This is a genomic window from Nocardiopsis baichengensis YIM 90130, assembly GCF_000341205.1.
Classification (GTDB): domain Bacteria; phylum Actinomycetota; class Actinomycetes; order Streptosporangiales; family Streptosporangiaceae; genus Nocardiopsis_A; species Nocardiopsis_A halophila.
This window is the reverse complement of record NZ_ANAS01000009.1, coordinates 70974-96278: the sequence shown is the minus strand read 5'-3', so window position 1 is coordinate 96278 and position 25305 is coordinate 70974. Positions and strand designations below refer to the sequence as shown.

The window sequence follows — 25305 nt, the reverse complement described above, 5'->3', positions numbered from 1 at the left end:
GCCGTGCTCCTCAGCCCACGATCGGGCGCTCCTCGGGGTACTCGAACCGGCGGCCGCGCCGGCGCAGCGCCAGCGCGGTCGCCACGGTGATCGGCCCCAGCCGCCCGGTGAACATCAGCCCGACGATGATCACCTCGCCGGCGGGCGAGAGGTCGCCGGTGATCCCCGTGGACAGGCCCACCGTGGAGAAGGCCGAGATCACCTCGAACAGGATCTGGTCCAGGGTGAAGGGGGTGATCGTCATCAGCGCCATCGTGGCCGAGAAGACCAGGCCGATCGCGAGCAGGACCACGGTGATCGCCTGCTGGATCACCCCCTCGGTGATCCGCCGGTGCGCCACGTGCACGCTCGACTCGCCCCGCACGTTGGCGTAGACGACGAACGCCAGCAGGGCGAAGGTGGTCACCTTGATGCCGCCCGCCGTCCCCGCGCTCCCGCCGCCGACGAACATCAGCATGTCGGTCAGGAACAGCGTCTGGGTGTGCACCTCCCCGAAGGGCAGGGAGTTGAACCCGGCGGTGCGCGGCATCACCGCCTGGAAGAAGCCGGTGAGCACCTTGTCCCCCGCCGACAGCGGCCCCATGGTCGCCGGGTTGCGCCACTCCAGCAGCAGGAAGCCGGCCCACCCGACCACCAGCAGCACCGCCGTGGCCACCAGGGTGATCTTGGCGTGCAGCGTCCAGTGGTGGGGCTCGCGGCCCCGCCGGGCGTGCCGGTACAGCTCCACCCACACCGGGAACCCTAGGCCGCCGGCGATCACCGCCAGCGCGATCGGCACGCAGATCCACGGGTCGGTGGCGAAGGACTCCAGGCTGTCGGAGTACAGGGCGAACCCGGCGTTGTTGAACGCCGACACCGCGTGGAACAGCCCCAGCCACAGTCCGCGCAGCGGCGGCTCCCCGTGGCCCAGCACCATCCGCGCCGCCAGCACCGCGGTCAGCAGCGCCTCGAAGACCACCGTCACCTGCAGCACGCCCACCACCAGCCGGCGCACCTCGCCCAGGGTCAGGCTCTTGGCCTCCGCGCCCGCGCGCAGCTGCATGCGCAGCCGCACCCGCCGCGTCACCAGCAGGCCGAGCACGGTCGCCAGGGTCATCACGCCGAAGCCGCCGACCTGGATCAGCCCGAGGATCACCGCCTGCCCGAAGGCGGACCAGTAGGCCGGGGTGTCCGCCACGATCAGCCCCGTGACGCACACCGCCGAGGCGGCGGTGAACAGCGCGGTCAGCGGCGGGGCCGCGGACGGGCCCGCGGTCGCCGCGGGCAGGCTCAGCAGCGCCGTGCCGATCAGGACCACCGCGGCGAACCCGCCCACCAGCAGCTGGGGCGGTCGGAGGAGGGAGCGCATCCGGCCGAAGGAGGGCGGGGACAGCGTGCGCCGGGCCCGCCGGATTCGGGACCGCAGACTCGGCCTTCGCTCAGCGGGCGGCCACGCGCCGCCGGGCGCCGTACGTGGACTCACCGGGTTTCTCGGTTCCTTCGGATCGATCGCTTCACTGGACGGCGGGGGGCGCGGCGGCCGCCTCCGCGGCGGCCGCAGTGATCCTACGCCCGTCCCCGGACCCCCCTTCCGCGCAGGCCCGCTCCAGCGTGTCGTATTCCGGACATGCCCCGCGGCCCCGCACGGCCGATAGCATCCGCAGACGGGGACGTCCGAGGACCGTCCGACCACAGGCGAGAGCAGCACGAACCGGCGAAGGCACATAAGGGGGCGCATCCATGCCGGGACGCTACGGCGGCGACCGAGGACACGGCGGCCGCGGAGGCGGACGCGGGGGCGGGCGGGGCCGCCCGCCCGAGCCCGGGATCACCGGGGTGCGCGACGCCGCCCGGCTCGCCGAGGAGCTGCAGCGGATGGACGGCGCCTCCTACGGGCGCTACAAGTCCCTCGTCGGCGACTGGGACTTCGGCGACTTCACGCTCAGCGTGGAGAAGGTGCAGGCCGACCCGTTCGCCCCGCCGTCCCGCATCGCGGTGCGCATCCCGGCCCAGGTCGCCGGCCTGCCCGAGCACGCCTGGGCCGACCCGGTGCGGCGCCGGGCCACCGCCGACTACCTGCTGCGGGTGGCGCACCGCGCGCTCAAGGGGGCCCGGCTGCGCATCGACGCCGGCGGCCAGCAGGTCCTGGACCGCGCCTCGGGGCGGATCCACGACGGCGAACTGCAGCTGCGCCTGGGCATCGAGATGCCCGGCCACGGGCGCCGCATCGACGGCCGGTCAGCGCGCACCGAGTTCTGCGAGCGCCTGCCGGAGATGGTGCAGGCGCTGCGCTGGCAGGCCCTGGACACCGCCGAGGCCACCGCCTTCGCCGACAGTGTGGAGGACTCGGCCGCGCTGCGCGCGGCCCTGGCCGACCGCGGGCTGGTGGCGTTCGTCGCCGACGGGTCGGTGCTTCCGCGCGCCAGCGGGGTCAGCGACCGGCCGATGGAGGGCGCCTTCGTCCCGTTCTCCTCTCCGCCGAGCATGCGGGTCGCCATCGGCCTGCCGCACGCGGGCGAGGTGAGCGGCCTGGGCATCCCCGAGGGCATCACGCTGATCGTCGGCGGCGGCTTCCACGGCAAGTCCACGCTCCTGCACGCCCTGGAGCGCGGCGTCTACGACCACGTCCCCGGCGACGGCCGCGAGCTGGTCGCCACCCGGGCCGACGCGGTCAAGATCCGCGCCGAGGAGGGGCGCCGGGTCGAGCGCACCGACGTGGGGGCGTTCGTGCGCAACCTGCCCACCGGTGCCGACACCTCCGACTTCCGCACCGACAACGCCTCGGGGTCCACCTCCCAGGCCGCCAACATCGCCGAGGCGCTGGAGGCCGGAGCGGGGGCGCTGCTGGTGGACGAGGACACCACCGCCACCAACCTGATGATCCGCGACTCCCGGATGCAGGAGCTGGTGCACGGCGACCGCGAACCGCTCACCCCCTTCGTCGACCTGGTGCGCCCGCTCCACCGGGACCAGGGGGTGTCCACCGTCCTGGTCATGGGCGGCAGCGGGGACTACTTCGACGTCGCCGACCAGGTCGTCATGCTGGACGGCTACCGCCCCTACGACGTGACCGAGCGGGCCCGGGCCCTGGCCTCGCCGCGCACCGACGCCGACTTCCCCGTCCCGGCGCGCCGCGTGGTCGACCCGCGCTCGGTGGACGCCACGGCGCGCGGGCGGATGCGCCTCAAGCGGCGCGACATGGACGTGCTGACGTTCGGCGAGAACGAGATCGACGTGCGCGGCCTCACCCAGCTGGTCGACCCCGGCCAGGTCATCGGCGTCGGGCTGGCGATGCGGGCGCTGACCGAGCGCGGCCTGCTCGACGGCGAGCGCACGGTGGCCGAGGCCCTGGACGCGCTGGACGAGCTGCTGGCCGGCGCCGACGCCGACGGCAGCGGCGCGGCCGCGGTGCTGGGCCGGGGCTACCTGGGCGACTTCGCCCTGCCCCGGCGCATGGAGACCGCCGCGGCGCTGAACCGGCTGCGGTCGCTGCGCGTGCGCCGCTCGGGCTGACCCCGAGCCGCCCGGGGCACACGGCCGTGTCGCCCGGGTCGTCTATCCTTGTGCGCGGACCCGGGCCCGGCCAGAGGGCTCCGGGCGGCCCCATCCTTCGGAACGGACTTCGGAACGGAGATCCCCACTGGTGCCCGACCCCGCAGACCTGTACGAGCTCCGCCCCGGCGCCGAGAGCGGCGGCGGTACGGCGATGCTCGTCGTACTCGACGGCTACGTGGACGCCGGCGCGGTGGGCCGGCAGGCGGCCGAGGCGCTGTTCGCCGAGTCCAGCGCGGAGGAGGTCGCGGTGTTCGACCTGGACCGCCTGCTGGACTACCGCTCGCGGCGGCCGGTGATGACGTTCGTGGAGAACGCCTTCACCGACTACAACCCGCCCCGGCTGGCGCTGTACCGGCTGCACGACGCCGAGGGGACGCCCTTCCTGCTGCTGCACGGCCTGGAGCCGGACCACGAGTGGGAGGGGTTCGTCGCCGCGGTCCGCGGGCTGGTGGAGCGGCTGGGCGTGGACCTGACGGTGGGCGTGCAGGGGATCCCGATGGCGGTGCCGCACACCCGCCCGGTGACGGCCACGGCGCACGCCACCCGGCCCGAGCTGGTGACCGGGCACGAGCCCTGGCTCGGCCGGGTGCAGGTGCCCGCCGGCGCGGCGGCGCTGCTGGAGTACCGGCTGGGCGAGGCCGGGCTGGACGCCACCGGGTTCGCCGTGCACGTGCCGAGCTACCTGGCGCAGTCGGAGTACCCGCGGGCCGCCATCGCCGCACTGGACTACGTCTCCGGGGCCACCGGGCTGGTGCTGCCGGTGACCCGGCTGGAGGAGTCCGCCCGGGAGACCGACGCCCAGATCGCCGAGCAGGTCGAGGAGTCCGACGAGGTGCAGGGCGTCGTGGGCGACCTGGAGCGCCAGTACGACGAGTTCATGTCGGCCCGCGAGGGCCTGGGCGCCCAGCGGCTGCTCGGCGGCGACGAGTCCGCGCTGCCCACCGCCGAAGAGCTCGGCGACGAACTGGAGCGCTACCTGGCCGACCGCGAACGCGGCGCGGAGGGGTAGCGGCCCGTCCTGCGGACCGTCCCGGGCGCGCACCGAGAACGAGGCCGCCCGCCGGGGCGGCGAGGGGGAGAAGACCGTGCTGTACCAGCTGCTGTTCCACGCCGTGCTCCGGCACACCGACGCCGAGTCGATCCACCGGGCCGCCTCGGCCGGTCTGCGCGGGCTGGCCGCGGTGCCCGGGGCGGCCGCCGCCGCGCGCACCGTCCTGGGGCCGCGGGAGCCGGAGCTGACCGTCACCGCCTTCGGCCGCCGGTTCCCCGGGCCGCTGGGCCTGGCCGCCGGGTTCGACAAGGACGCCGAGCTGGTGGAGGGGCTCACCGGGGTGGGCTTCGGTTTCGTCGAGGTCGGCACGGTCACCGCTCAGGCGCAGCCGGGCAACCCCGCCCCGCGGCTGTTCCGCCTGGTCCCGGACCGGGCGATCGTCAACCGCATGGGGTTCAACAACCGCGGTGCGGCCGCGGCCGCCGAGCGCCTGCGGGCGCTGCGCGAGCGGCACACCGCCAGGGGGCGGCGCGGCCCGGTGGTGGGCGCCAACATCGGCAAGACCAAGGCGGTCCCCGAGGAGGAGGCCGCCGCCGACTACGCGGCGAGCGCGCGCGAGCTGGCGGGCCTGGCCGACTACATGGTGGTCAACGTCAGCTCGCCCAACACCCCGGGCCTGCGCGACCTCCAGGCGGCGGACCACCTGCGCCCCATCCTGGAGGCGGTGCGCACCGCCCTGGACGCCGAGGGCGCGGGCGCCGTGCCGCTGCTCGTCAAGATCGCCCCGGACCTGGCCGACGAGGACGTGGACGCCGTCGCCGACCTCGCCCTGGACCTGGGCCTGGACGGGATCATCGCCACCAACACGACCGTCTCCCGCGCGGGGCTGGCGACCGGCCCCGAGAAGGTGGAGGCGGTCGGCGCGGGCGGGCTGTCGGGGGCCCCGCTGAAGAGGCGGTCGCTGGAGGTGCTGCGCCGCCTGCGCGCCCGCACCGGCGACCGGCTCGTGCTCATCGCGGCGGGCGGCGTGGAGACCCCCGAGGACGCCTGGGAGCGCATCCGCGCGGGCGCCACCCTGGTGCAGGGGTACACCGGCCTGATCTACGGCGGGCCGATGTGGCCGCGCCGCATCAACCGCGGCCTCGCCCGCCTGGTGCGCCGCGCCGGCCTGCTGTCGGTCGAAGAGGCCGTCGGCGCCGACGCCCCGCAGAGCGCGCCGGCGGCGACGGCCCGGTAGTCCCGTCCGCGCCGGTCCCGTCCGCGCCTCAGGGGGCGGGGAGGGGCACCGCGGTGTCGAGTTCGGCGCCGAGCAGGGGGCCGTCCAGGTGGCCGGCGCGGATGCGTACCCCGGTGACGCGCTCGGCCAGGGCCAGCACCGAGGCCGACGGGTCGTCCGGCTCGTTGCCGGACAGCCCCACCGAGGACATCTCCGCGGCCAGGGCGTCCGGCCGGGTGCCGCGGCGCAGGTGCGGCTCGCGGGCGTCGAAGAAGGTGCGCAGCACGCCGTCGGCGACCCACCGGAACTCATAGCGCCGGTCCAGCAGGACCCGCACCGACACCAGCTCGGTCTGGGCCGACAGCGCCCGGTAGCAGTCGGGGCGGGTCGCCCGGCAGCCGGTCGGCTCCACGACCACGGCCCACCCGTTGAGGGTCAGCGCGTGCGCCGTGGGGGGCGGGCCGTCCTCGCAGCACAGCCCCGCCTCGACGGCGTCGGCGATGGGCAGGGAGCGCAGCCGCTCCTGCGGCGCGCCCAGGCGCCGCAGGGACTCGGTCTTGGTCAGACCGCGAACGTAGGACAGGCAGAACGCCTCGGCCAGGTCGGGCTGGGTCTCCTCGAACCAGGCGTAGTCGGCTGCGCAGGCGCCCATCGACATCTCCCTTTCCCCTGTTCGGGTGGTGCCGTCACCGAACACCTCCCCTGTAGGGGAGGGCTCCATAGGTGTGACGAGGGGCGCATCGCGTCGAGTTCCCCTGCGGAACACCGGGTACCGGACCATTTCAGGCCTCCACCGCTGGGGTGCCGTGGGGCGCGCGGGGGCGCGCCGGGCGGATCTTCTTCACCACGGCGTCCGAGCATACGGCCCCGCCACGGGTGTCGTCGCACGTGGCCGGGGGTCGGGACCGTCGGGTGCGACACATTGCCGCATGGGCCGGGCGTCCGGGCCGCCCGCGGCCGCCCGGGCCCGGGCGTGGCGCGCACCGCGGCGGCGGCCGGAAGCGGCCGTGCCGGGCAACGGCCCCTCTGAACTGCGGTGATGGTGAGCGGCGTTCGGGCGTGCGCCGAGCCGCCCGCCCGATAACGTCTGCGCATCGACTCGGTCGCCCGCAGGACACCCCCGGGTATCGGACGGTCCGTATCCCTCGCCGGGCGCGTACGGAAGGCCCCGAGCCCGTGTTCGGGGCCGGGGCCTGTGGCGGGGGAGAGGGGCCGGGCGGAGGAGGCTAGTCCTTCTCCTCCTTCTCCTCGCCCTTCTTCTCGTCCTTCTCGTCCTCGTCCCCGTCGTCCTCGGGCTCGTCCGGGACTCCGTCGAGGTAGCTCTCGCCCGGCTCGGTCTCGTCCAGGAGCTGGGAGACCGTCACCATCGTGTAGCCCTTCTCGTTCAGCCCCTCCACGATCTCCGGCACCGCGTCGATGGTGGTGCCGTGGATGTCGTGCATGAGGATGATCGCGCCCGGCGCGGCCCCCTTCAGCGCGCGGTCGGCCACCACCGAGGAGTTCCGGTCCTTCCAGTCGTTGGTGTCGACGTTCCAGATGATCTCCGCCAGGCCCAGGTCCTCGGCGACCGAGGCGACCTTGCCGTCGGTGGCCCCGTACGGCGGGCGCATCAGCGTCGGCAGCATCCCGGTCTCCCTGCGCACCAGGCCGTTGACCTCGGACAGCTCGTCGCGCACCTGGCCCTCGCCCACCGAGGTCAGGTCCGGGTGGGTCACCGTGTGGTTGGCGATCTCGTGCCCCTCGGCGTACTCGCGGCGCACGGTGCGCGGGTGCTCGCGCACCGGCTCCCCGGTGACGAAGAAGGTGGCCTTGGCGTCGTGCTCGGCCAGCGTGTCCAGCAGCTCGGGGGTCCGACCGCCCGGGCCGTCGTCGAAGGTCAGCGCGACGCACTTGCTGTCGGGGTCGGAGCAGTCCGCGCCGCCCGCGTCGGGGTCGAACCGCCCCGGGACCCCGCCCGCCGGGCCGCCGTCCTTGGGGGCCGCGGCCTCCTCCAGCTCCAGGCCCGGCGTGACCTGCGTGGCGGTCGTCCGCGCCTGCGCGCCGAAGTCCGACAGCAGCGGCTCGGCGTCCTCGCCGGGGACCACGGCGTGCACCCGCCCCTCGTCGGCCGGGGCCACCTGCCCCTCGTCGAACTCGACCACCAGGTCGCCGTCGGGGTTGAAGCCGACCGAGTCGTAGAGCTCGGCGATGGGGTAGAGCGCCTCCGGCTCCACTCCGTCCTCCTCCAGGCGGTCCTTGACCAGCCCGTCGAGCTCCTCCAGCTCCTTCTGGCCGGCCAGCAGCTCGGTGGAGTAGGCGGTGTGCCCCTCGGCGGTGTCGTACCAGTAGGTGGAGTAGCCGGTGCGCTCCCCGTCGGAGTCCTTTTCGGACAGCTCCAGGCGCACCGCGAGCACGTCCGGTCCGGCGGCGCTCAGCGCGCCCCGCACCTCCAGCGACTCGGCGCCGGGCGCGGCCTCGCGGAAGTCCTCGGCCTCGTCCTCGGCGATGGCGTCCAGCCTCTCGGCGAACGGCTCGGCGCCGGGGACGGTCGGGTAGGCGATCTCCACGTCGACACCGCCCTCGTCCTCGGAGCGGCTCTCCTCACCGAGGCCTTCGACGGTGTCCGGGGCGACTGCGGTCAGGGCGTCGGGCTCGCCCTCGGGGCGCTGCGGGGCCTGCTCCTCCGATCCGCCGGTGTTCTCGCCCTCGCTGGGACTGCAGGCGCAGAGCAGCGTGGCGAGGGCGACCGGGACGGCGAGCACGGCGCGTGCGGAGAACGGTCGGGGTTCGACACGGGAATGGCGGAGCAACGGCCTTCGACTTTCGCTTTATCGGAAGAAGCGGACACAATGGTTGGATCATCGCACCCGACGGCGCGCGGGGTTCCGGGTTTCGGTCACAGGAGGGGAAAACCTCGGGACGGATCGCCCAAGCGGGGTTCCGGGGGCCGGTGGGGGAGGGGGAGGCGGACCCGGCCTCGGGGCCGGAAGGGGTGCGTGCCTATACTTCCACTCGCGGTCGGTACGTGCACGGCGAAACGCCGGGCGTGTCGAAAGAGGGAACCCGGTGCGAATCCGGGACTGCCCCGCAGCGGTGAGCGGGAACGAAAGCCGCCAGGAGCACTGGACGCGGCAGCGTCTGGGAAGCGGCGGCCGGTAGGCCGGCATCCTCCCCGGCAGGGAGGGGGCCACGCCCGTGAGTCCGAATACCTGCCGACCGCCCGTGGGCGCGGCCGCGCCCACGGTGGTCCGTGAGCCCCGAGGGAGGGCGGCGGTCGGCGGGATCGGTCCGCGCTGCGGGCGGCCCCGCCGCGCGCTCTGCCTCGACTCGCGGCCCAACGGCTGATCGACGAGGGAGAGACGAAGCCAGTGACGACGACCGTTCACGGATACCCGCGCATCGGACCGGACCGGGAACTCAAGCGCGCCTGCGAGGCGTACTGGGCCGGCCGGAGCAGCGCAGCCGAGCTGGACGCCGTCGGGGCGCGGCTGCGCCGCGCCGCCTGGGAGGCCTACTCCGAGGCCGGGATCGACGAGATGCCGTCCAACACCTTCTCCTACTACGACCACATGCTCGACACGGCCGTGCTGTTCGGCGCCGTGCCGACCCGTTTCGGGCGCCCCGAGGAGGCCGAGGACCGCGCCACGGAGCTGGACCGCTACTTCGCCATGGCGCGCGGTGTGCAGGAGACCGCGCCGCTGGAGATGACGAAGTGGTTCGACACCAACTACCACTACCTGGTCCCCGAGCTGTCCCCGCACACGGCCTTCCGGCTGGCCGGGGCCAAGCCGCTGTCGGAGTTCACCCAGGCCAAGGGGCTGGGATACCTCACCCGGCCGGTGGTCGTGGGCCCGGTGACCTTCCTGCTGCTGTCCAAGCCGGCCGCCGGCGCCCCCGAGGGGTGGAACCCGCTGGAGCTGCTCGACGGGCTGCTCCCGGCCTACGCCGAGCTGCTGCGCCGGCTGCGCGCGGCCGGGGCCGAGCACGTCCAGCTCGACGAGCCGGTCCTGGCCACCGACCGCGGCCGTGCCGCGGTGGGCGAGTTCGAGCGCGCCTACCGGGTCCTGGGCCAGGAGAAGGACCGCCCGCAGATCACCGTGGGCACCTACTTCGGCCCGATCGGCACCGAGGCCCTGGAGGCGTTCAAGCGCACCGGCGCCGAGCGGATCGCCCTGGACCTGGTGGCCGGGCCGGACACCGCCGAGGAGCTGGCGGCCGTCTCCGGGCTGGGCGACAAGACCCTGCTCGCCGGCGTGGTCGACGGGCGCAACGTCTGGCGCACCGACGTGCGCGCGGCGCTGTCCCGGCTGACCCCCCTGATGGGCCTGGCCCGCGAGGTGGTGGTCAACACCTCCTGCTCGCTGCTGCACGTCCCGGTCGACCTGGACGCCGAGACCGGCATGGACCCGGCGCTGCGGGCGCGGCTGGCCTTCGCCCGGCAGAAGCTGGACGAGGTGGCGCTGCTGGGGCGCGCGCTGAGCGACCCCGACGGCGCCGCGGCCGACCTGGAGCGCGCCCGGGCCGACCTGCCCGAGCCGGAGGGCTTCCGCAACGCCCAGGTGCGGGCCCGCCTGCAGTCCCTGGGCGCGGAGGGCGAGCAGCGCCTGCGCGAGGGCCGCTGGAACAGCGAGGGCGAGCCGCAGTACCTGCCCACCACCACCATCGGCTCGTTCCCGCAGACCGAGGAGATCCGCAAGGCCCGGGCCGAGCACCGCACCGGCGCCATCGGGGAGGAGGAGTACGAGGCCCGGATGCGGGGGGAGATCGACAAGGTCATCGCCCTGCAGGAGGACATCGGCCTGGACGTGCTCGTGCACGGCGAGCCCGAGCGCAACGACATGGTCCAGTACTTCGCCGAGCGCCTGGGCGGCTACACCACGACCGCCAAGGGCTGGGTGCAGTCCTACGGCTCGCGGTGCGTGCGCCCGCCGATCCTCTTCGGCGACGTGCACCGCCCCGAGCCGATGACGGTGAAGTGGGCCACCTACGCCCAGTCGCGCACCTCCAAGCCGGTCAAGGGCATGCTCACCGGCCCGGTGACCATGCTGGCCTGGTCGTTCGTCCGCGACGACCAGCCGCTGGCCGACACCGCCCGCCAGGTGGCCCTGGCCCTGCGCGACGAGGTCGCCGACCTGGAGCGCGAGGGCATCCGGCACATCCAGGTGGACGAGGCCGCGCTGCGGGAGCTGCTGCCGCTGCGCGCCTCCGAGCGCCAGGAGTACCTGGACTGGGCCGTGGGCTCGTTCCGGCTGGCCACCTCGGGGGTGGGTGAGCGCACGCTCATCCACACGCACATGTGCTACTCGGAGTTCGGCGAGATCGTCGGCGCGATCGAGGCGCTGGGTGCGGACGTGACCAGCGTCGAGGCGGCCCGCTCGCACATGGAGCTGGTGGACGACCTGGACCGCTCCGGCTACCGCCGGGGCATCGGCCCGGGGGTCTACGACATCCACTCCCCGCGGGTGCCCTCCGCCGAGGAGATCGAGTCGGCGCTGCGCACCGCCCTGCGCGCGGTCGACCCGGCGCGGCTGTGGGTGAACCCCGACTGCGGCCTCAAGACCCGCGGCTACGCCGAGATCGAGCCGGCGCTGCGGAACATGGTGCAGGCCGCCCGCCGGGTCCGCGCCGACCTGGCCGGGTGAGCCCCGCGCCCCGCTGAGGCACGAGCGGGGCGGTGACCGGAAGGAGAGAACGGGAAAGGGGGTGCGGGCCGGACGGCCCGCACCCCCCTTCTCACACGGGGACCCGCGCTCAGGCGCCGATCTGGCCCAGCGCCTCCTCGCCCAGCTCCGGGACCAGGTCCTTGACGTCGTCGTACTTCAGCGGGGCCGGCTCGCTCTCGTCGGCCTGGTAGCCCGGCGTCATCGTGTAGTCGACGGTCATGACGATGTTGCCCTGGCGCACCAGCAGGGTGGCCACCGAGTCGTTGGTGCGCAGGATCTTCTGCGTGGAGAAGACCAGGGCGGCCTCCTCGCCGACGTCGACCTTCTCGTCGACCTCGTGCACCTCGGTCTCGATGATGTCGTTGCTCTCGTCGGTCGCGCGGTCCAGGCTGCTCTGGAACCGCTCCTTGGCGCCCTCGATGGAGTCCGAGCCGCCGTAGGGCACCTGGTAGGTGACCGAGACGTACCCGCTCTGGTCGCCCTCGCCCTCCAAGGTGTAGGTGCAGTCCGAGGAGGAGTCGGTGAGCGACTTGCTGCCCTCCCGGCCGCCGATGTCGGCCAGGGTCGACTCCGAGAGCGACGCGCACGGGTCCTGGGGGAGCTCGTAGGGGGGCTCGCCCTGTGGGCCGGCCGCCTGGGTCTCCTCGTCCTCCGGGGGCTCCTCGGACGCGGTGGTCTCCTCGGTGCCCTGGGTGGGCTCGCCGCCGCCCTGCGGCTCCCGCCCCTCATCCCCGCCGCCGCGGATCAGCATGAAGACCACGGCGATCACGAGGATCACGATGACGACGCCGCCGACGATGACGATCCACATCCCGGCGCTGCTCTTCTTCGGCGGCGGGTAGCCCGGGCCGCCGGGACCGCCGGGACCGACAGGCCCCCCGGGGCCGTAGGGAGGCTGCCCGCCCGCGTACATCTGCTGGTCCTGAGGGGGGTACTGCGGTCCGGACCCCCCATAGGGGGGCTGAAAGCCGGGCTGCTGTCCGTATGGTCCGTTTTCGCTCATGACTCCCCTCGCCACCTGCGTGACTGAAACTTTTCGTGAGACGCCGGCAGGCGTCCTCACGGTTCCCCATTCCGGTGGGAAACGTGGAGCCGGGCGCCGGGCGCGCCACTCCACGGGCGTCCCTCCGCGACTGGTCTCGGCAGGAGGCGGGCCCCGGGTTCGGCATCCTAGCGTCCCGCCCCCGGGAGGCAGAGGGGCGGAGGCGGGTTCGGGCCGCATCGTCACGGATTCGTGGCGGTTCCGTGCCTGATGCGCCGGATACGCCCCTCGTCCCCCGGTGATCGTTGCCGGAACGAGACCTCTGTCCGCGGGTGCGGCGTTACCGTGGGCCGGTGAGCGATGACAGCGCGAACGGCGGCGGAGGCGCGCCCCGGCACGGGTTCTGGGCGTGGCTGGTCTTCATCCTGGCCGTGGGCGCGGTGCTGGCCCTGGCCGCGGGGTGCATGGCGTTCATGTACGCGCCGGTCTTCGGCGGCTGACCCCGCCCCGCGCGCCGCCGCTCAGAACGCCGCCGCTCAGAACATCGAGATGTGCACGTGGTCGAAGTGGTTCTCGGTGATGGAGCCCCGGTCGGCCATGTCGCGCCAGCCCTCGGAGTCGCGGCGCACGTCCCAGATCTGCTGGCGGTAGATCACGTACATGATCCCCAGCCGTTCGGCGTTGTCCTGCGCCCAGTGGGCGATGTCCCAGCCGTGGTCGATCTGGTCCTGTGAGGGCATCTGCCCGTTCTTGTCGACCATGAAGTCGCAGGCCCGCCCCTTGGGGTGCTCGCCGACGACGTAGCCGCCGTCGGGGCGGTAGCAGCCGTAGCCGCCGTGCTCCTTGTTGTCCCCGAACTTCTCGCGCACCAGGTCGCGCATCTGGCGGGTGCGGGGGGTGAGGCTGTCCGGCGGCCCCATCTCCTGCTCGGGGTGGTCGGCGATGAGCCCCTGGACCTCCTCGCGGCGCTCCTCCAGCTCCTCCAGGTCCTCCTCGACCTTCTCGGCCTTCTCCCGGGCGTTGTCACTGGCCTTCTCGTCGCGCTCGATCGCCTTCTCCAGGTCGTCGATGCGCGCCTGGTGGTTGCCGGACAGGTGCCCGATGATCTGGGCCTGGTCGATCAGGCGCTGGGGGTCCTCCTCGACGAACACGGTCAGCGAGGGCTCCAGGCCTGAGCTGGTGTAGCCGGCGATGGCCAGCTGCCGCACCTGGTCCCGCGCGTCCTCCACCTCCTCGCGGGTGGTGTCCGCGCGCTCCTGGGCCTTCTCGGCGTCCTCGAAGACCGCCTCCATGTCCCGCAGCTCGCCGTTGTAGTCGTCGCTGAGCCGGTCGGCCCGCTCCTGCAGCTCGTCCAGGCTCTCGGCGGGCCGGGGGACCGGGACGGCGGAGGCGGGCGCGGTCGGGGAGGCGGCCAGCAGCGCCGCGGCGAGCACCGCGCCCAGGCCCCTGCGCCTCCCGGCGCGCGGCGCCCCCTCGCGCGGGCAGGGCGGGTCGGGGGCCCAGAAGTCGGCGTAGGGGTCGCCGCCGGTCCGGTCGTCCGCCACGTCCACGCTCTCCTCGGCTGCTCGGTCGGCGGTCCGCGGACCGCGCATGCGCACGACAGACATTAAAGGGAGTTTCGGGCGCGCGCCAACGGAACGCCGGTTTGTGGTGAACCTAACGCACCTTTCGTCCGGTTCGTTCTCGTTTTCTGCCGTCTGATGTGGTTACGTGGGCGGCGTGAACGTCGATGAACTCGCCAGCCCCGCCCTCCGCGCCCTGCCGCGCGGTCGTCGGCTGTGCCCCGGGTGGCACCGTCCGGCAGGCGGCTGTCGCCTGATGCCGGCGTAACCACCCTTTCCGCGACCGGGCCCGGACCGATCTCCGGAGCACCGCGCGTCGCCCCGCTTCCCGCCCCTCCGGTGCCCCATGCTCTGACCTGGGCCCACACGCGCAAGGCCGCTCCGCCGTGCCCGCAGCACCCGGACCGCGGCCCCGCACCGGAGCCGTCCGCCCTCCCGACCGGAGGGCCGAACGCCGAGGAAACCCGTGATCGAAACCGTGGACCTGCACAAGGTCTATCCCGTCGGCAAGCGCAGGGTCGCCGCCCTGGACGGCGTCGACCTGTCCGTGGAACAGGGGGAGGTCTACGGCGTCGTCGGCCAGAGCGGCGCCGGCAAGAGCACCCTGCTGCGCTGCGTGAACCTGCTGGAGCGCCCCACCTCGGGCCGCGTGGTCGTCGACGGGCGCGACCTGACCGCGCTGGGCGCGGCCGAACTGCGCCGGGCCCGGCGCGGCATCGGCATGGTGCACCAGCACTTCGCGCTGCTCTCCTCGCGCACGGTCGCCGCCAACATCGCCTTCCCGCTGGAGATCGCCGGGGTGCCGCGGCGCCGCCGCGCCGCCCGGGTCGCCGAGCTGCTCGACCTGGTGGGACTGGGCGACAAGGCCAAGGCCTACCCCGCCCAGCTCTCCGGCGGCCAGAAGCAGCGGGTGGGCATCGCCCGCGCCCTGGCCTCGGATCCGGCGGTGCTGCTGAGCGACGAGGCGACCTCGGCGCTGGACCCCGACACCACCGACTCCATCCTGGAGCTGCTCGCCGACCTCAACCGCGAGCTCGGGCTGACCATCCTGCTCATCACGCACGAGATGGACGTGATCAAGAAGGTCTGCCACTCGGCCGCGATCATGGCCGACGGCGCCTTCCAGGAGGCGGGCAGGGTCCTGGACCTCATCGCCACGCCCGGCTCGCGCCTGGCCGACGCGCTCTTCCCGCTGCCGCCCACCCAGGCCCCGGACGCGGTCGCGCTGACCTACCCGCGCGCCTATGACGAGCCGCTGGTCTCGGAGGTCACCCGCCGCTTCGACGTGGACGTCAACATCCTGGCCGGCGCCGTCGAGCAGGTGGCCGGCACCTCGGTCGGGCGGCTGAACGTGCAGATCCAGGGGGAGCGCCGCGAGGGCGCGCTGCGCTTCCTCGCCGACAAGGGCCTGCTGGTCCAGGAGGCGGCCCGATGATCGACTTCCTCACCGAGTTCGCCGACCGGCTGCCCGGCATGAGCGAGACGCTCTACTACGGCACGCTGGACACCCTGTACATGGTGCTGTGGTCCACGCTGTTCAGCGTGGCCTTCGGGCTGCCGATCGGGGTCCTGCTGGTCACCACCGACCGCGGCGGCCTGACCCCGGCCCCCTGGTTCAAGGCGCTGCTGGGGGCGGTGGTCAACATCGGCCGCTCGCTGCCGTTCATCGTGCTGATGGTGGCGGTGCTGTCGCTGACCCGCCTGCTCACCGGCACCACGCTCGGGCCCACCGCCGCGATCGTGCCGCTGAGCATCGGCGCCGTGCCCTTCTTCGCGCGCCTGGTGGAGACCGCGGTGCGCGAGGTCGACCGGGGCGTGGTGGAGGCCGCGCACGCCATGGGCGCGCGCAAGACCACCGTCGTCGGCAAGGTCCTGCTCCCCGAGGCGCTGCCCGGGATCATCGCCGGCCTGGTGATGACCGTGGTCGCGCTGGTCTCCTACTCGGCCATGGCCGGGGCGATCGGCGGGGGCGGACTGGGCGACGTCGCCATCCGCGAGGGCTACCAGCGCTTCGACGACTACTACCTGTGGGCCACGGTGATCCTCCTGGTGGTCATCGTCCAGGCCGCGCAGAGCCTGGGCGATCTGGCCATCCGCCGCCTCTCGCGCCGCTGACCCCGCCGCGGCCCCCGCGCAGACCCGACCACACCCGCACACCACCAGCGCTGCACCCGCAGCACGGACAGCAAGGAGACCCGAGGTGCACAGGACCCTGGCGATCATCGGCGCGACGGCACTGGCGGCCACCGCCGCCTGCGGCGCCCCCAGCGAGCGCGCCGCCGAGGACGGCGGATCGGGCGGGGACGCCACGATCACCGTGGGCGCCACGCCGCTGCCGCACGCCGACGTGCTCTCCTACATCCAGGAGAACCTGGCCGCCGAGGCCGGGCTGAACATCGAGGTCACCGAGTTCACCGACTACAACCAGCCCAACGCCGCGCTGGTCGAGGGGAGCCTGGACGCCAACTACTTCCAGACCCGCCCCTTCCTGGACGACTTCCTCGAGGGCAACCCCGACGCCGACCTGGCCTACCTGGACGACGTCCACCTGGAGGCGTTCGGGCTGTACTCCGAGAAGGTCGACGACCTGGCCGACCTGGAGGACGGCGCGCAGATCGGGGTGCCGGGGGACGCGGCCAACATGGGCCGGGCGCTGAAGCTGCTGGAGGACGAGGGCCTGATCACCCTGGCCGGGGACGCCGGGGACAACCCCTCCGACGCCGACATCGAGGACAACCCCCAGGGCCTGGAGATCGTCCCGACCGAGGCGGCGCAGCTCCCGCGCTCGCTTCCGGACCTGGACGCCGCGGCGGTCAACGGCAACTACGCCATCGAGGCCGACCTGTCCTCCTCGGCCGAGGCGCTGGCCTTCGAGGGGACCGAGGACAACCCCTACGCCAACGGGCTGGTCGTGCGCTCGGAGGACGCCGACGACGAGGCCGTGGCCACCCTGAACGAGCTGCTGCACAGCGACGAGGTCAAGCAGTACATGGAGGAGCAGTGGGACGGGGTCGTCATCCCCGTCGGCGGCGCTCAGGAGTGAGGCCGGCCGGGCGCGCCCCGGTCACCGTCCGCAGCGGCCCGCATCCCGTCCGGGGATGCGGGCCGCCGGTGGTGTAACGGTCGCGTAACCGCAGCGGAGCGGGCATTGACGCCGGACGGTGTGACGGCGTCCACTGTGTGGGAGCGCTCCCATGCCGGGGGGAGAGGGGCGCCCCACCCCACAAGCACCCTTGACGAGCGAGGCCGGACATGAGAACACCGGGTACCCCGTACCGTGCCGCGCGTGCCGTGGGCACGCGCCCCGCCCGACCCTCCCTGAGAACCTCCCTGACGGCCGCGGCCGCCGGCGGCGCGATGCTGATGGCCACCGCCTGCGGAGGCGGCGGCGACGACGGCGGAGGCGGCGACGTCACCCTGACCATCGACACCTTCGGGGTGATGGGCTACGAGGCGCTCCTCGAGCAGTTCGAGGAGGAGACCGGCATCGCGGTCGAGGAGCGCAACGTCACCGACCTCGCCGACTACACGCCCCAGCTGCAGCAGAACATCGCCGCCGGGTCGGGGGCCGGAGACGTGGTGGCCATCGAAGAGGCCAACATCGCCCAGTTCCTCGCCCAGGACGACCGCTTCGTGGACCTGGCCGAGCACGGCGCCGGCGAGATGCAGGACGGCTTCCTGGAGTGGAAGTGGGAGCAGGGCACCACTCCCGACGGCAAGATCGTCGGGCTGGGCACCGACATCGGCAGCATGGGCATGTGCTACGACACGGTGCTCTTCGAGGACGCAGGCCTGCCCACGGACCGCGAAGAGGTCGCCGAGCTCTGGCCCACCTGGGACGACTTCATCTCCACCGGTGAGGAGTTCGCCGACGCCGAGACCGGCGCCGCGTTCGTCTCCACCATCCAGCCCTACTTCCGGGCGGTCACCTCCCAGGCCGGAGGCGCGCCGTTCCAGAACGAGGAGGGCGAGCTGGTGCTGGAGTCCAACGAGGACACCCGCGCCTCCTACGACACCGTCGTGTCCATGTCCGACCTGTCGGCGAACCTGCCGATCTGGTCCGACGAGTGGAACTCCGGGATCCAGAACAACGCCTTCGCCACCCTGCCCTGCCCGGCCTGGATGCTCGGGCACATCGAGAACACCGCAGGGGACGCTGGCGCGGGCCGCTGGGACGTGGCCACCGTGCCCGGCGGGGGCGGCAACTGGGGCGGCTCCTTCCTGGCCGTGCCCGAGCAGAGCGAGCACCCCGAAGAGGCCGCGGAGCTCGCCCGGTTCCTGACCGGCCCCGAGGGGCAGCTGGGCGCCTGGAACGAGGCCAACACCCTGCCCTCCTCCACCGAGGCGCTCGAATCCGAGGACGTCGCCGACTTCACCCGCCCCTACTTCAACGACGCCCCGGTCGGCGAGATCTACGCGACCACCGCCATGGAGCTGGAGCCGGTCTACTACGGCCCCGACACCCAGGCCGTCGACGACGCGTTCCGGGCCGCCCTGGAATCGGTCGAGCAGGGCCAGGCCGAGCCGGACGAGGGCTGGGAGACCGCCGTGAGCGAGAGTGAGCGGGCGGCAGGGTGAATCGTCTGACCCGGCTGCGCGCCGCGGTGGACACGAAGGGGGCGCCCTATCTCTTCATCGCCCCCTTCTTCCTCCTCTTCGGCGTCTTCGGCCTGTTCCCACTGCTGTACACCGTGTGGGTGTCGCTGCACGACTGGAGCCTGATCGGCGGCAACGAGGGCTTCGCCGGGCTGGACAACTACGCCCGGCTGGTCTCCGACGCCAAGTTCTGGAACGCGCTCCTGAACACGCTGGGCATCTTCGTCGTGGCGGTGGTGCCCCAGCTGATGCTGGCGCTGCTGATCGCCGACACCCTCAATCGCGCCATCCGGGGCCGAGGCCTGTTCCAGATGGCGCTGATCATCCCCTACGTCACCTCCATCGCCGCCATGGCGATCGTCTTCTCCACCCTGTTCGGCACCCAGTTCGGGCTGATCAACCAGGTCCTCGGGATGGTGGGCATCGACCCGGTCAACTGGCGCGGCGGCCGGTTCTCCTCCTGGGTCGCCATCGCGGTGATGATCGACTGGCGGTGGCTGGGCTACAACACGCTGATCTACCTGGCCGCCATGCAGGCGGTTCCGCGCGACATGTACGAGGCCGCCTCGCTGGACGGCGCCTCGCGGATCCGCCAGTTCCTCCAGATCACCATCCCGATGCTGCGCCCGACCATCCTGTTCACCGTCATCATCTCCACCATCGGCCAGATGCAGCTGTTCACCGAGCCCGCCGTGTTCGACACCGGCGGCGCCATGCAGGGCGGCACACAGGGCCAGTTCCAGACCGTGATGATGCTCGTCTTCCAGGAGGCGTTCCGCTACGGCGACTACGGCTACGGGGCCGCCGTCTCCTGGGTCCTGTTCTGGATCATCGTCGTTCTGGGCGCGGTCAACGCCTTGCTGGCCCGGACCATCAAGGGGGCGCCGTGACCACCCCGACCGCGACCGCAGCGACCGCCCGCCGGCCCGGGTCCGGGCCGCTTCGCCGGCGCCTGCGCCGGCTGCGGCAGGCCTCCCCGCTCACCTACGCCGGCCTGCTGCTCACCGTGCTCGTCTCGGTGTTCCCGCTGTGGTGGATGTTCGTCATCGCCACCCGCACCACCGACGCGGCGGCCCGCTTCCCCCCGGTGCTGACGCCGGGCGACCGCTTCGACGACAACCTGGAGCGGCTGTTCGGGGAGACCTCGGCCAACTTCGGCACGGGGCTGATGAACTCCTTCATCGCCTCGGGCACCGTCGCCCTGTCGGTGGTGTTCTTCTGCTCGCTCGCCGGGTTCGCCCTGGCCAAGCTGCGCTTCAAGGGGCGCACCTTCTTCACCGTGGCCGTGGTGCTGACCATGGCGGTGCCGGTGCAGGTCGGGATCATCCCGCTGCTGGTGCTCATGGAGTGGCTGGGCTGGCGCGGCGAGCTCCAGGCGGTGATCGTGCCGTTCCTGGTCAGCGGGTTCGGCGTGTTCATGATGCGGCAGTACGTCTCCCAGGGCGTGCCCGACGAGCTGCTTGAGGCGGCCCGCATCGACGGATGCTCCACATTCCGCACCTTCTGGAGTGTGGTGCTGCCCGCCCTGCGGCCGGCGATGACCGTGCTCGGCCTGCTCACCTTCATGACGGTGTGGAACGAGTACGTGTGGGCCATCGCCGTGCTCACCCCCGACAACCCGACCGTCCAGTTCTCCATCAACCAGCTCCAGGAGTCGGCCTACGCACGCGACTTCGCGCTGATGTTCACCGGCGCGACCCTGGCCACCCTGCCCCTGCTGATCCTGTTCGTCCTGCTCGGCCGCCAGCTCGTCGGCCGCATCATGGAAGGTGCCATCAAGGCGTGACCGCAACGACGCACACCACCGCCCGGCAGACCGCCCCCGCCGGCGCCGCCGCCCGCTTCCCCGACGGCTTCGTCTGGGGCGCCGCCACCTCGGCGTTCCAGGTCGAGGGCGCCACCGGCGCCGACGGGCGCGGCCCCAGCATCTGGGACGACTTCTGCGCCCGCCCCGGCGCTGTGCTCGGCGGGGACACCGGCGAGCCCGGGGCCGACCACTACCGGCGGATGCACGAGGACATCGCCCTCATGCGGGAGCTGGGCCTGGGCGCCTACCGGTTCTCGGTCTCCTGGCCGCGGGTGGTGCCCGGCGGAACGGGCGCGCCCAACCCGGCCGGGATCGACTTCTACGACCGGCTCACCGACGCGCTGCTCGAGGCGGGCATCACCCCCTGGCCCACCCTCTACCACTGGGACCTGCCCTCGGAGCTGGAGGAGGCCGGGGGATGGCCGGCCCGGGACACCGCGCTGCGGTTCGCCGAGTACGCCGCGGTCATGGGCGAGGCCCTGGGCGACCGGATCACCGACTGGACCACCCTCAACGAGCCGTGGTGCGCGGCCTTCCTGGGGTATGCGGCCGGGATTCACGCCCCGGGGCGGCAGGACGCGGCGGCCTCCCTGGCCGCCGCCCACCACCTGCTGCTCGCGCACGGCCTGGCCGCCCGGGAGCTGCGCCGGGCCTCGGGCGCGCGGGTGGGCATCGTGCTCAACCCCGCCGAGTTCGTGCCGTACCGGCCGGTCCCCGAGGACATCGACGCCGTGCGCCGCGCCGACGGGGTGCGCAACCGCCTGTTCACCGGGCCGCTGCTGCGCGGGGCCTACCCTGCCGACGTCCGCGAGGACCTGGCACCGGTCAGCGACTTCGGGTTCGTGGCCGACGGCGACCTGGAGACCATCGCCGCCCCGCTGGACTTCATCGGGGTGAACTACTACTCGGCCGAGGCCGTGGCCGCGGACCGGGAGGCGGCCGGGGACGCGGCGGCCGGGACGGGGCCGGACCCGGCGCTGGTGGGCACCGCCCCCGCGGTGCTGCTGCCGCTGGGGGACCGGCGCACCGGCATGGACTGGGGCGTGGACCCGCGGGGCATGTACGGGGTGCTCACCCGGCTGGCCGCCGAGGCCCCCGGCACGGACCTGTACGTGACCGAGAACGGCGCCGCCTACCCGGACGAGCTCGGCCCCGACGGACGGGTGCGCGACACCGAGCGGGTGGACTACCTGCGCGACCACCTGCTCGCGGTGCGCGCGGCGGTGCGCACCGGGGCTCCGGTCAAGGGATACTTCGCCTGGTCGCTGTTGGACAACTTCGAGTGGGCCTGGGGATACTCCCAGCGGTTCGGGCTGGTGCACGTGGACTTCGCCACCCAGCGCCGTACCGTCAAGGACAGCGGCCGCTGGTACGCGGCGGCCGCCGCGGCGGGCGCGGTGCCCGCCGCGGAGCCCGCGGAGGGGTGAGCGATGGGCGAGGAGCGAAGGCCGACCCTGGAGATGGTGGCGCGGCGCGCCGGGGTCGGCCGGGGGACGGTGTCCCGCGTGATCAACGGGTCCAGCCGGGTGAGCCCGCGGACCCGGGACGCGGTGCGCGCCGCGATCGCCGAGTTGGGGTACACGCCCAACCGGACCGCGCGTGCGCTGGTCACCCGGCGCACCGACACCGTGGCCCTGGTCGTCTCCGAGCCCGAGGAGCGCCTGTTCGACCAGCCGTTCTTCGCCGGGGTGGTGCGCGGGGTCAGCGCGGTGCTGACCGCCCGCGGGCTGCAGCTGCTGCTGGCCACCGCGCGCACCCCCGGCGACCACGAGCGGCTGGGCGAGTACCTGACCGGCGGGCACGTGGACGGGGTGCTGCTGGTCTCGCTGCACACCGACGACCCGCTTCCGGACCGGCTGGCCGGCGCCGGGCTGCCCGTGGTGCTCGGCGGCCGGCCGCTGAACCCGCCCCGGCACCCGGTGCACTACGTGGACATCGACAACGTCGGCGGGGCGGCCTCGGCCACCCGCCGGCTGGTGGACGGCGGGCGGCGGCGCATCGCCACCGTCGCCGGGCCCGCCGACATGGCGGCGGGCCAGGACCGGCTCCGCGGCCACCGGCTGGCGCTGGCCGAGGCCGGCCTGGCCGATCCCCCCGAGCTCACCGTGCACGGGGACTTCAGCCACGAGAGCGGCGCGCGCGCGATGCGCGCCCTGCTGGAGGCCTCCCCCGACCTGGACGCGGTCTTCGCCGCCTCCGACGACATGGCGCTGGGGGCGCTGCGGGCGCTGCGCGAGGCGGGCCGGCGGGTCCCCGAGGACATCGCCCTGGTCGGCTACGACGACACCGCGGCCGCCGCGCTGGCCGACCCGCCGCTGACCACCGTGCACCAGCCCACCGAGCGGATGGGCGGGGAGATGGCGCGGGTGCTCGCCGACACCGCCATCGACGAGGGGCCCGGCGCGCGCCCGCGGTCGGTGGTGCTGGACACGCGCCTGGTGGTGCGTGCGTCCGGCTGAGCACCGATCGCACCACCCCCTCTGGACTGGCGGTGAGGCGCTGTGCAACGCTGAGCACGCCTCCGCGCACGCCGCGGGAGGGGCGCGCCGCGGAGTCGGGACGAGCGCGGCGCGGGCGACGGAATCCTTGCGGGGGGACGGGCTATGGCGGTTCGGCCTGAGCGCTCACCGGAGGAGGGCCCACGCTCCCGATGCGCGATCGAGCACTGCCGGTGGTGCGCGCGGGAGGGCCCGGCCTGCCGGTTCTGCGCGGGCACCGGCCGGTGGCGCGCCGAGCGCCCGGCGGCCGACGGCGGCGTCGTGGAGTGGACCGTCGTCGAGGAGTCCTGCCGCATGTGCGCGGGCACCGGCAAGGAGCACAACCCCCCGGGCGAGCCGCCGGAGGCTCCCCTGCGCCGCCGCGACCCGGCGGGGCGGTAGGTTCGTCCCGCGGCGCGCGGTGCGCCGCTGCCACGACGACCACGGACGACCACGGGGGACACGTGCGCTGGGTGAGCTACCTTCCGCCGACCGGAGGCGCGGAGCGGGCCGGGGTGATCGACGACGGGTGCGTCTTCGGGCACCCCGGCGGCCGGGAACCGGCCGGCCTGCTGGACGCCGGCGCCGCGGCGGTGCGGGCGGCGCACGACGAGGCCCTGGAGCACCCGGTGGAGATCATCGTGGAGTTCGAGACCCGCCTGTGCGCCCCGGTGCGCCCCTCGGGCCCGGTCGCGGCGGCCGTCGCCGGCGGTCCTCCGCTGGAGATCGCCCCCGGGCTGGTGCGCGGCACCGACGACGGCGTCCCGATGCCCGCGGGGGCGGGGGCGCTGACGGCCGAGCCGGGCGCGGCCGCGGCCGCGGGGGAGTCCGGCAGGCTGCTCGGGTACACCGCGGCCTGCCTGTGGCGCACCGGGGACGGCGTCCCCGCCGCCCTGAGCATCGGGCCGGCGCTGGTGACCCCGGAGGAGTTCGCCGCCGGGATCCCGGTCCGCGTCGGGGCCGAGGTGGACGGCGCGCCCGTCGCCGCGGCCGAGGTCGCCCTGCCGGAGGTCCCCCCGGCACAGGGGGGTCCCGCGCTCGCGGTGTCCCTGGCCCCTGCGACGCGCCCCCTGGAGGAGGGCGAGGAGCTCAACGTGGACGCCGACGTGCTCGGCGTCTTCGAGATCCGCGTGGGCGCCCAGGCCTGAGCGCCACGGTCCGGTCCTGCCTTCCGGCCCTATCCCTCGAACTCCCAGTGCCAGGGCTCGAACCCGTCGCGCGCCCATTCGGGGTTGTGCCAGCCGTGCCCGGGGCCGTGCTCCCGCATCCAGCGGTACTCGGCGGAGCCGTCGGTCTCCACGCCGCCGCACAGGTCGACCGCCAGCCCCAGGCCGTGCGTGCTCGTCCCGGGGGCGGCGGCCATGCCCGCGGCCTTCTCCTCGTACAGGCGGACCTGCTCGTCGATCGGGCGGTAGGAGTCGGCCACGCACATCGGGCGGCCGAAGTGCTCCCGGAAGTCGCCGTCCAGGGCGATGAACGCCTCCGCGGCGTCGGCGCGCAGCCGCTCGCCGGGCTGGGGGAGGGGGCACAGCGCCGACTCGGGGATCCGGCCGTTGGCGTGCGCGGAGGTGTCCCCGCCCTCGCACCGCTCGCCGTCGCCCGGCCCCGAGGTCCGCTGCTGCGCCTGGCCGTCCCCCTCGTCACCCTCGTCACCCTCGTCCTCCGGCTCCGCCCCGTCCGCCCCGTCCGGGTCGGCCTGCGCCCGGCGGGCCTCCTGCTCGCGCAGCTCCTCCTCCAGGCGGGACTGCTCGGCCAGCAGCCCGCGCAGGTCCTCGCGCCGGTCCTCCAGGGCCGCCTCGGCGTCCTCGCGGGTCTCGCGCGCCGCCTCGGCGGCGTCGGCGCGCTCGTCCCGGGCCTTGTCGGCGCGGTCGCTGAGCGTGCCGGCGGCCGTGCCCGCGGCCGCCGCGCGGTCCACCTCGCCCTGGCGCCGCTCGGCCAGGACCGACAGGAACGAGGCCCGGTCCAGTGCCTCCTGGGGGCCGCGCGGGCTGCTCCAGGCCACCAGCGGCCCCAGGTCGGCGCCGGTGTAGGCGGCCACCGCCTGGCCCGCGGCCTCTGCGCGCACCCGCTCCCCGCGCTCGGCGGCGCGGCGGGCGGCCCGCTCGGCCGAGCGGGCCCGGCGCTCGGCCCGCTCCAGCCGCTCGGACTCGTCCATGTGGTCGCGCACCGCCTCGTCGGCCCGCTCGTGCAGCGCGTCCATGTCCGCCCGGACCTCGGCCAGCGCGGCGCGCACCTGCGCCGCGGAGTCCTGCGCGTGCGCCCCGGCGGGCGCCGGCGGGACGGCCAGGACCGCCCCCGCGCACAGCGCGGCCGCGAGCGCACGCGGCGAACGATTCGGACGGTTGTGCCGCCACGACATTGACACTCCCCCCGGAGAACGGCCCCTCCGAGTGACAGAGTGTCATGGCGCAGTGACGTGAACGCGCCTTCCGTCCGGTGTGTTTGAAAAGTTATGAGCCGCCCCCGATCCGGTCCCGCGGCCCGGACGGACCTGCGCG

21 protein-coding genes and 1 riboswitch are annotated in these 25305 nt (G+C 74.1%); of the genes, 15 read left to right on the top strand and 6 right to left on the bottom strand.

Annotation, left to right across the window (positions count from 1 at the left end):
- Window positions 1–10: 10 nt before the first annotated feature.
- Window positions 11–1315 (bottom strand): TrkH family potassium uptake protein, encoded by a 1305-nt coding sequence (locus tag C892_RS0109075; RefSeq protein ID WP_017556921.1) that lies wholly within the window; start codon window positions 1313–1315, stop codon window positions 11–13.
- Window positions 1316–1719: 404 nt separating this feature from the next.
- Between C892_RS0109075 and C892_RS0109070 the strand changes: the two genes are divergently transcribed.
- From C892_RS0109070 to C892_RS0109060, 3 genes are all read left to right on the top strand, one after another.
- Window positions 1720–3492, top strand: coding sequence for an ABC-ATPase domain-containing protein (locus tag C892_RS0109070; RefSeq protein WP_017556920.1), 1773 nt, complete (start codon window positions 1720–1722; stop codon window positions 3490–3492).
- A 130-nt stretch (window positions 3493–3622) separates the two neighbouring features.
- Complete coding sequence (locus C892_RS0109065; protein ID WP_017540326.1) at window positions 3623–4543, top strand: proteasome assembly chaperone family protein; 921 nt, start codon at window positions 3623–3625, stop codon at window positions 4541–4543.
- Window positions 4544–4619: 76 nt separating this feature from the next.
- Entirely contained in the window at window positions 4620–5762 is a 1143-nt protein-coding gene (locus tag C892_RS0109060; RefSeq protein ID WP_017556919.1) for a quinone-dependent dihydroorotate dehydrogenase, read from the top strand.
- Between the two features lie 28 nt (window positions 5763–5790).
- Here C892_RS0109060 and C892_RS0109055 read toward each other — a convergent pair whose 3' ends face one another.
- Window positions 5791–6393 carry a DUF6461 domain-containing protein gene (locus C892_RS0109055; RefSeq protein WP_239647319.1) on the bottom strand — a complete coding sequence of 201 codons (603 nt, stop codon included), beginning with the start codon at window positions 6391–6393 and terminating at the stop codon, window positions 5791–5793.
- Between the two features lie 574 nt (window positions 6394–6967).
- The gene (locus C892_RS0109050; protein ID WP_017556917.1) at window positions 6968–8482 is read right to left on the bottom strand and encodes a polysaccharide deacetylase family protein; all 1515 of its coding nucleotides are present in this window, start codon (window positions 8480–8482) and stop codon (window positions 6968–6970) included.
- Window positions 8483–8722: 240 nt separating this feature from the next.
- Window positions 8723–8951, top strand: a riboswitch (cobalamin riboswitch).
- A gap of 137 nt (window positions 8952–9088) precedes the next feature.
- Between C892_RS0109050 and metE the strand changes: the two genes are divergently transcribed.
- Entirely contained in the window at window positions 9089–11362 is a 2274-nt protein-coding gene (metE, locus tag C892_RS0109045) for a 5-methyltetrahydropteroyltriglutamate--homocysteine S-methyltransferase (RefSeq protein WP_017556916.1), read from the top strand.
- A gap of 109 nt (window positions 11363–11471) precedes the next feature.
- On the opposite strand, the gene C892_RS0109040 is transcribed toward metE, so the two are convergent.
- A complete protein-coding gene (locus tag C892_RS0109040) occupies window positions 11472–12194 on the bottom strand; it encodes a DUF3558 domain-containing protein (RefSeq protein WP_239647318.1) in 723 nt (240 codons plus the stop codon).
- A 524-nt stretch (window positions 12195–12718) separates the two neighbouring features.
- On the opposite strand from C892_RS0109040, the gene C892_RS31755 reads away from it, so the two are divergent.
- A complete protein-coding gene (locus C892_RS31755) occupies window positions 12719–12865 on the top strand; it encodes a hypothetical protein (RefSeq protein ID WP_017556914.1) in 147 nt (48 codons plus the stop codon).
- Window positions 12866–12901: 36 nt separating this feature from the next.
- Here C892_RS31755 and C892_RS0109030 read toward each other — a convergent pair whose 3' ends face one another.
- Complete coding sequence (locus C892_RS0109030; protein WP_017556913.1) at window positions 12902–13915, bottom strand: coiled-coil domain-containing protein; 1014 nt, start codon at window positions 13913–13915, stop codon at window positions 12902–12904.
- Window positions 13916–14405: 490 nt separating this feature from the next.
- Here C892_RS0109030 and C892_RS0109025 point away from each other — a divergent pair, with 490 nt between their 5' ends.
- The 10 genes from C892_RS0109025 to C892_RS0108980 all read left to right on the top strand — a co-directional run bounded on the left by C892_RS0109025 (window position 14406) and on the right by C892_RS0108980 (window position 23955).
- Window positions 14406–15362, top strand: coding sequence for a methionine ABC transporter ATP-binding protein (locus C892_RS0109025; RefSeq protein ID WP_026124249.1), 957 nt, complete (start codon window positions 14406–14408; stop codon window positions 15360–15362).
- On the top strand, window positions 15359–16042 hold the full coding sequence (locus C892_RS0109020; protein WP_017556912.1) for a methionine ABC transporter permease: 684 nt from the start codon (window positions 15359–15361) through the stop codon (window positions 16040–16042). Before C892_RS0109025 ends, C892_RS0109020 begins: the two co-directional genes overlap by 4 nt.
- An 85-nt stretch (window positions 16043–16127) precedes the next feature.
- Window positions 16128–16970 carry a MetQ/NlpA family ABC transporter substrate-binding protein gene (locus C892_RS0109015; RefSeq protein WP_017556911.1) on the top strand — a complete coding sequence of 281 codons (843 nt, stop codon included), beginning with the start codon at window positions 16128–16130 and terminating at the stop codon, window positions 16968–16970.
- A 248-nt stretch (window positions 16971–17218) separates the two neighbouring features.
- Window positions 17219–18505 carry an extracellular solute-binding protein gene (locus C892_RS0109010; RefSeq protein WP_017556910.1) on the top strand — a complete coding sequence of 429 codons (1287 nt, stop codon included), beginning with the start codon at window positions 17219–17221 and terminating at the stop codon, window positions 18503–18505.
- A complete protein-coding gene (locus C892_RS0109005) occupies window positions 18502–19413 on the top strand; it encodes a carbohydrate ABC transporter permease (protein ID WP_017556909.1) in 912 nt (303 codons plus the stop codon). The genes C892_RS0109010 and C892_RS0109005 overlap by 4 nt, the downstream gene beginning before the upstream one ends.
- Window positions 19410–20309 carry a carbohydrate ABC transporter permease gene (locus C892_RS0109000; protein ID WP_017556908.1) on the top strand — a complete coding sequence of 300 codons (900 nt, stop codon included), beginning with the start codon at window positions 19410–19412 and terminating at the stop codon, window positions 20307–20309. The genes C892_RS0109005 and C892_RS0109000 overlap by 4 nt, the downstream gene beginning before the upstream one ends.
- Window positions 20306–21757 (top strand): GH1 family beta-glucosidase, encoded by a 1452-nt coding sequence (locus tag C892_RS0108995; protein ID WP_017556907.1) that lies wholly within the window; start codon window positions 20306–20308, stop codon window positions 21755–21757. The genes C892_RS0109000 and C892_RS0108995 overlap by 4 nt, the downstream gene beginning before the upstream one ends.
- Window positions 21758–21760: 3 nt before the next feature.
- A complete protein-coding gene (locus C892_RS0108990; protein ID WP_017556906.1) occupies window positions 21761–22789 on the top strand; it encodes a LacI family DNA-binding transcriptional regulator in 1029 nt (342 codons plus the stop codon).
- Window positions 22790–22933: 144 nt separating this feature from the next.
- Window positions 22934–23209 (top strand): hypothetical protein, encoded by a 276-nt coding sequence (locus tag C892_RS0108985; RefSeq protein ID WP_017540343.1) that lies wholly within the window; start codon window positions 22934–22936, stop codon window positions 23207–23209.
- 71 nt (window positions 23210–23280) lie between these two features.
- Window positions 23281–23955, top strand: a complete 675-nt coding sequence (locus C892_RS0108980; protein WP_394296671.1) for a hypothetical protein — start codon at window positions 23281–23283, stop codon at window positions 23953–23955.
- A gap of 29 nt (window positions 23956–23984) precedes the next feature.
- On the opposite strand, the gene C892_RS0108975 is transcribed toward C892_RS0108980, so the two are convergent.
- Window positions 23985–25166, bottom strand: a complete 1182-nt coding sequence (locus C892_RS0108975; protein WP_017556905.1) for a M15 family metallopeptidase — start codon at window positions 25164–25166, stop codon at window positions 23985–23987.
- Between the last annotated feature and the right edge of the window lie 139 nt (window positions 25167–25305).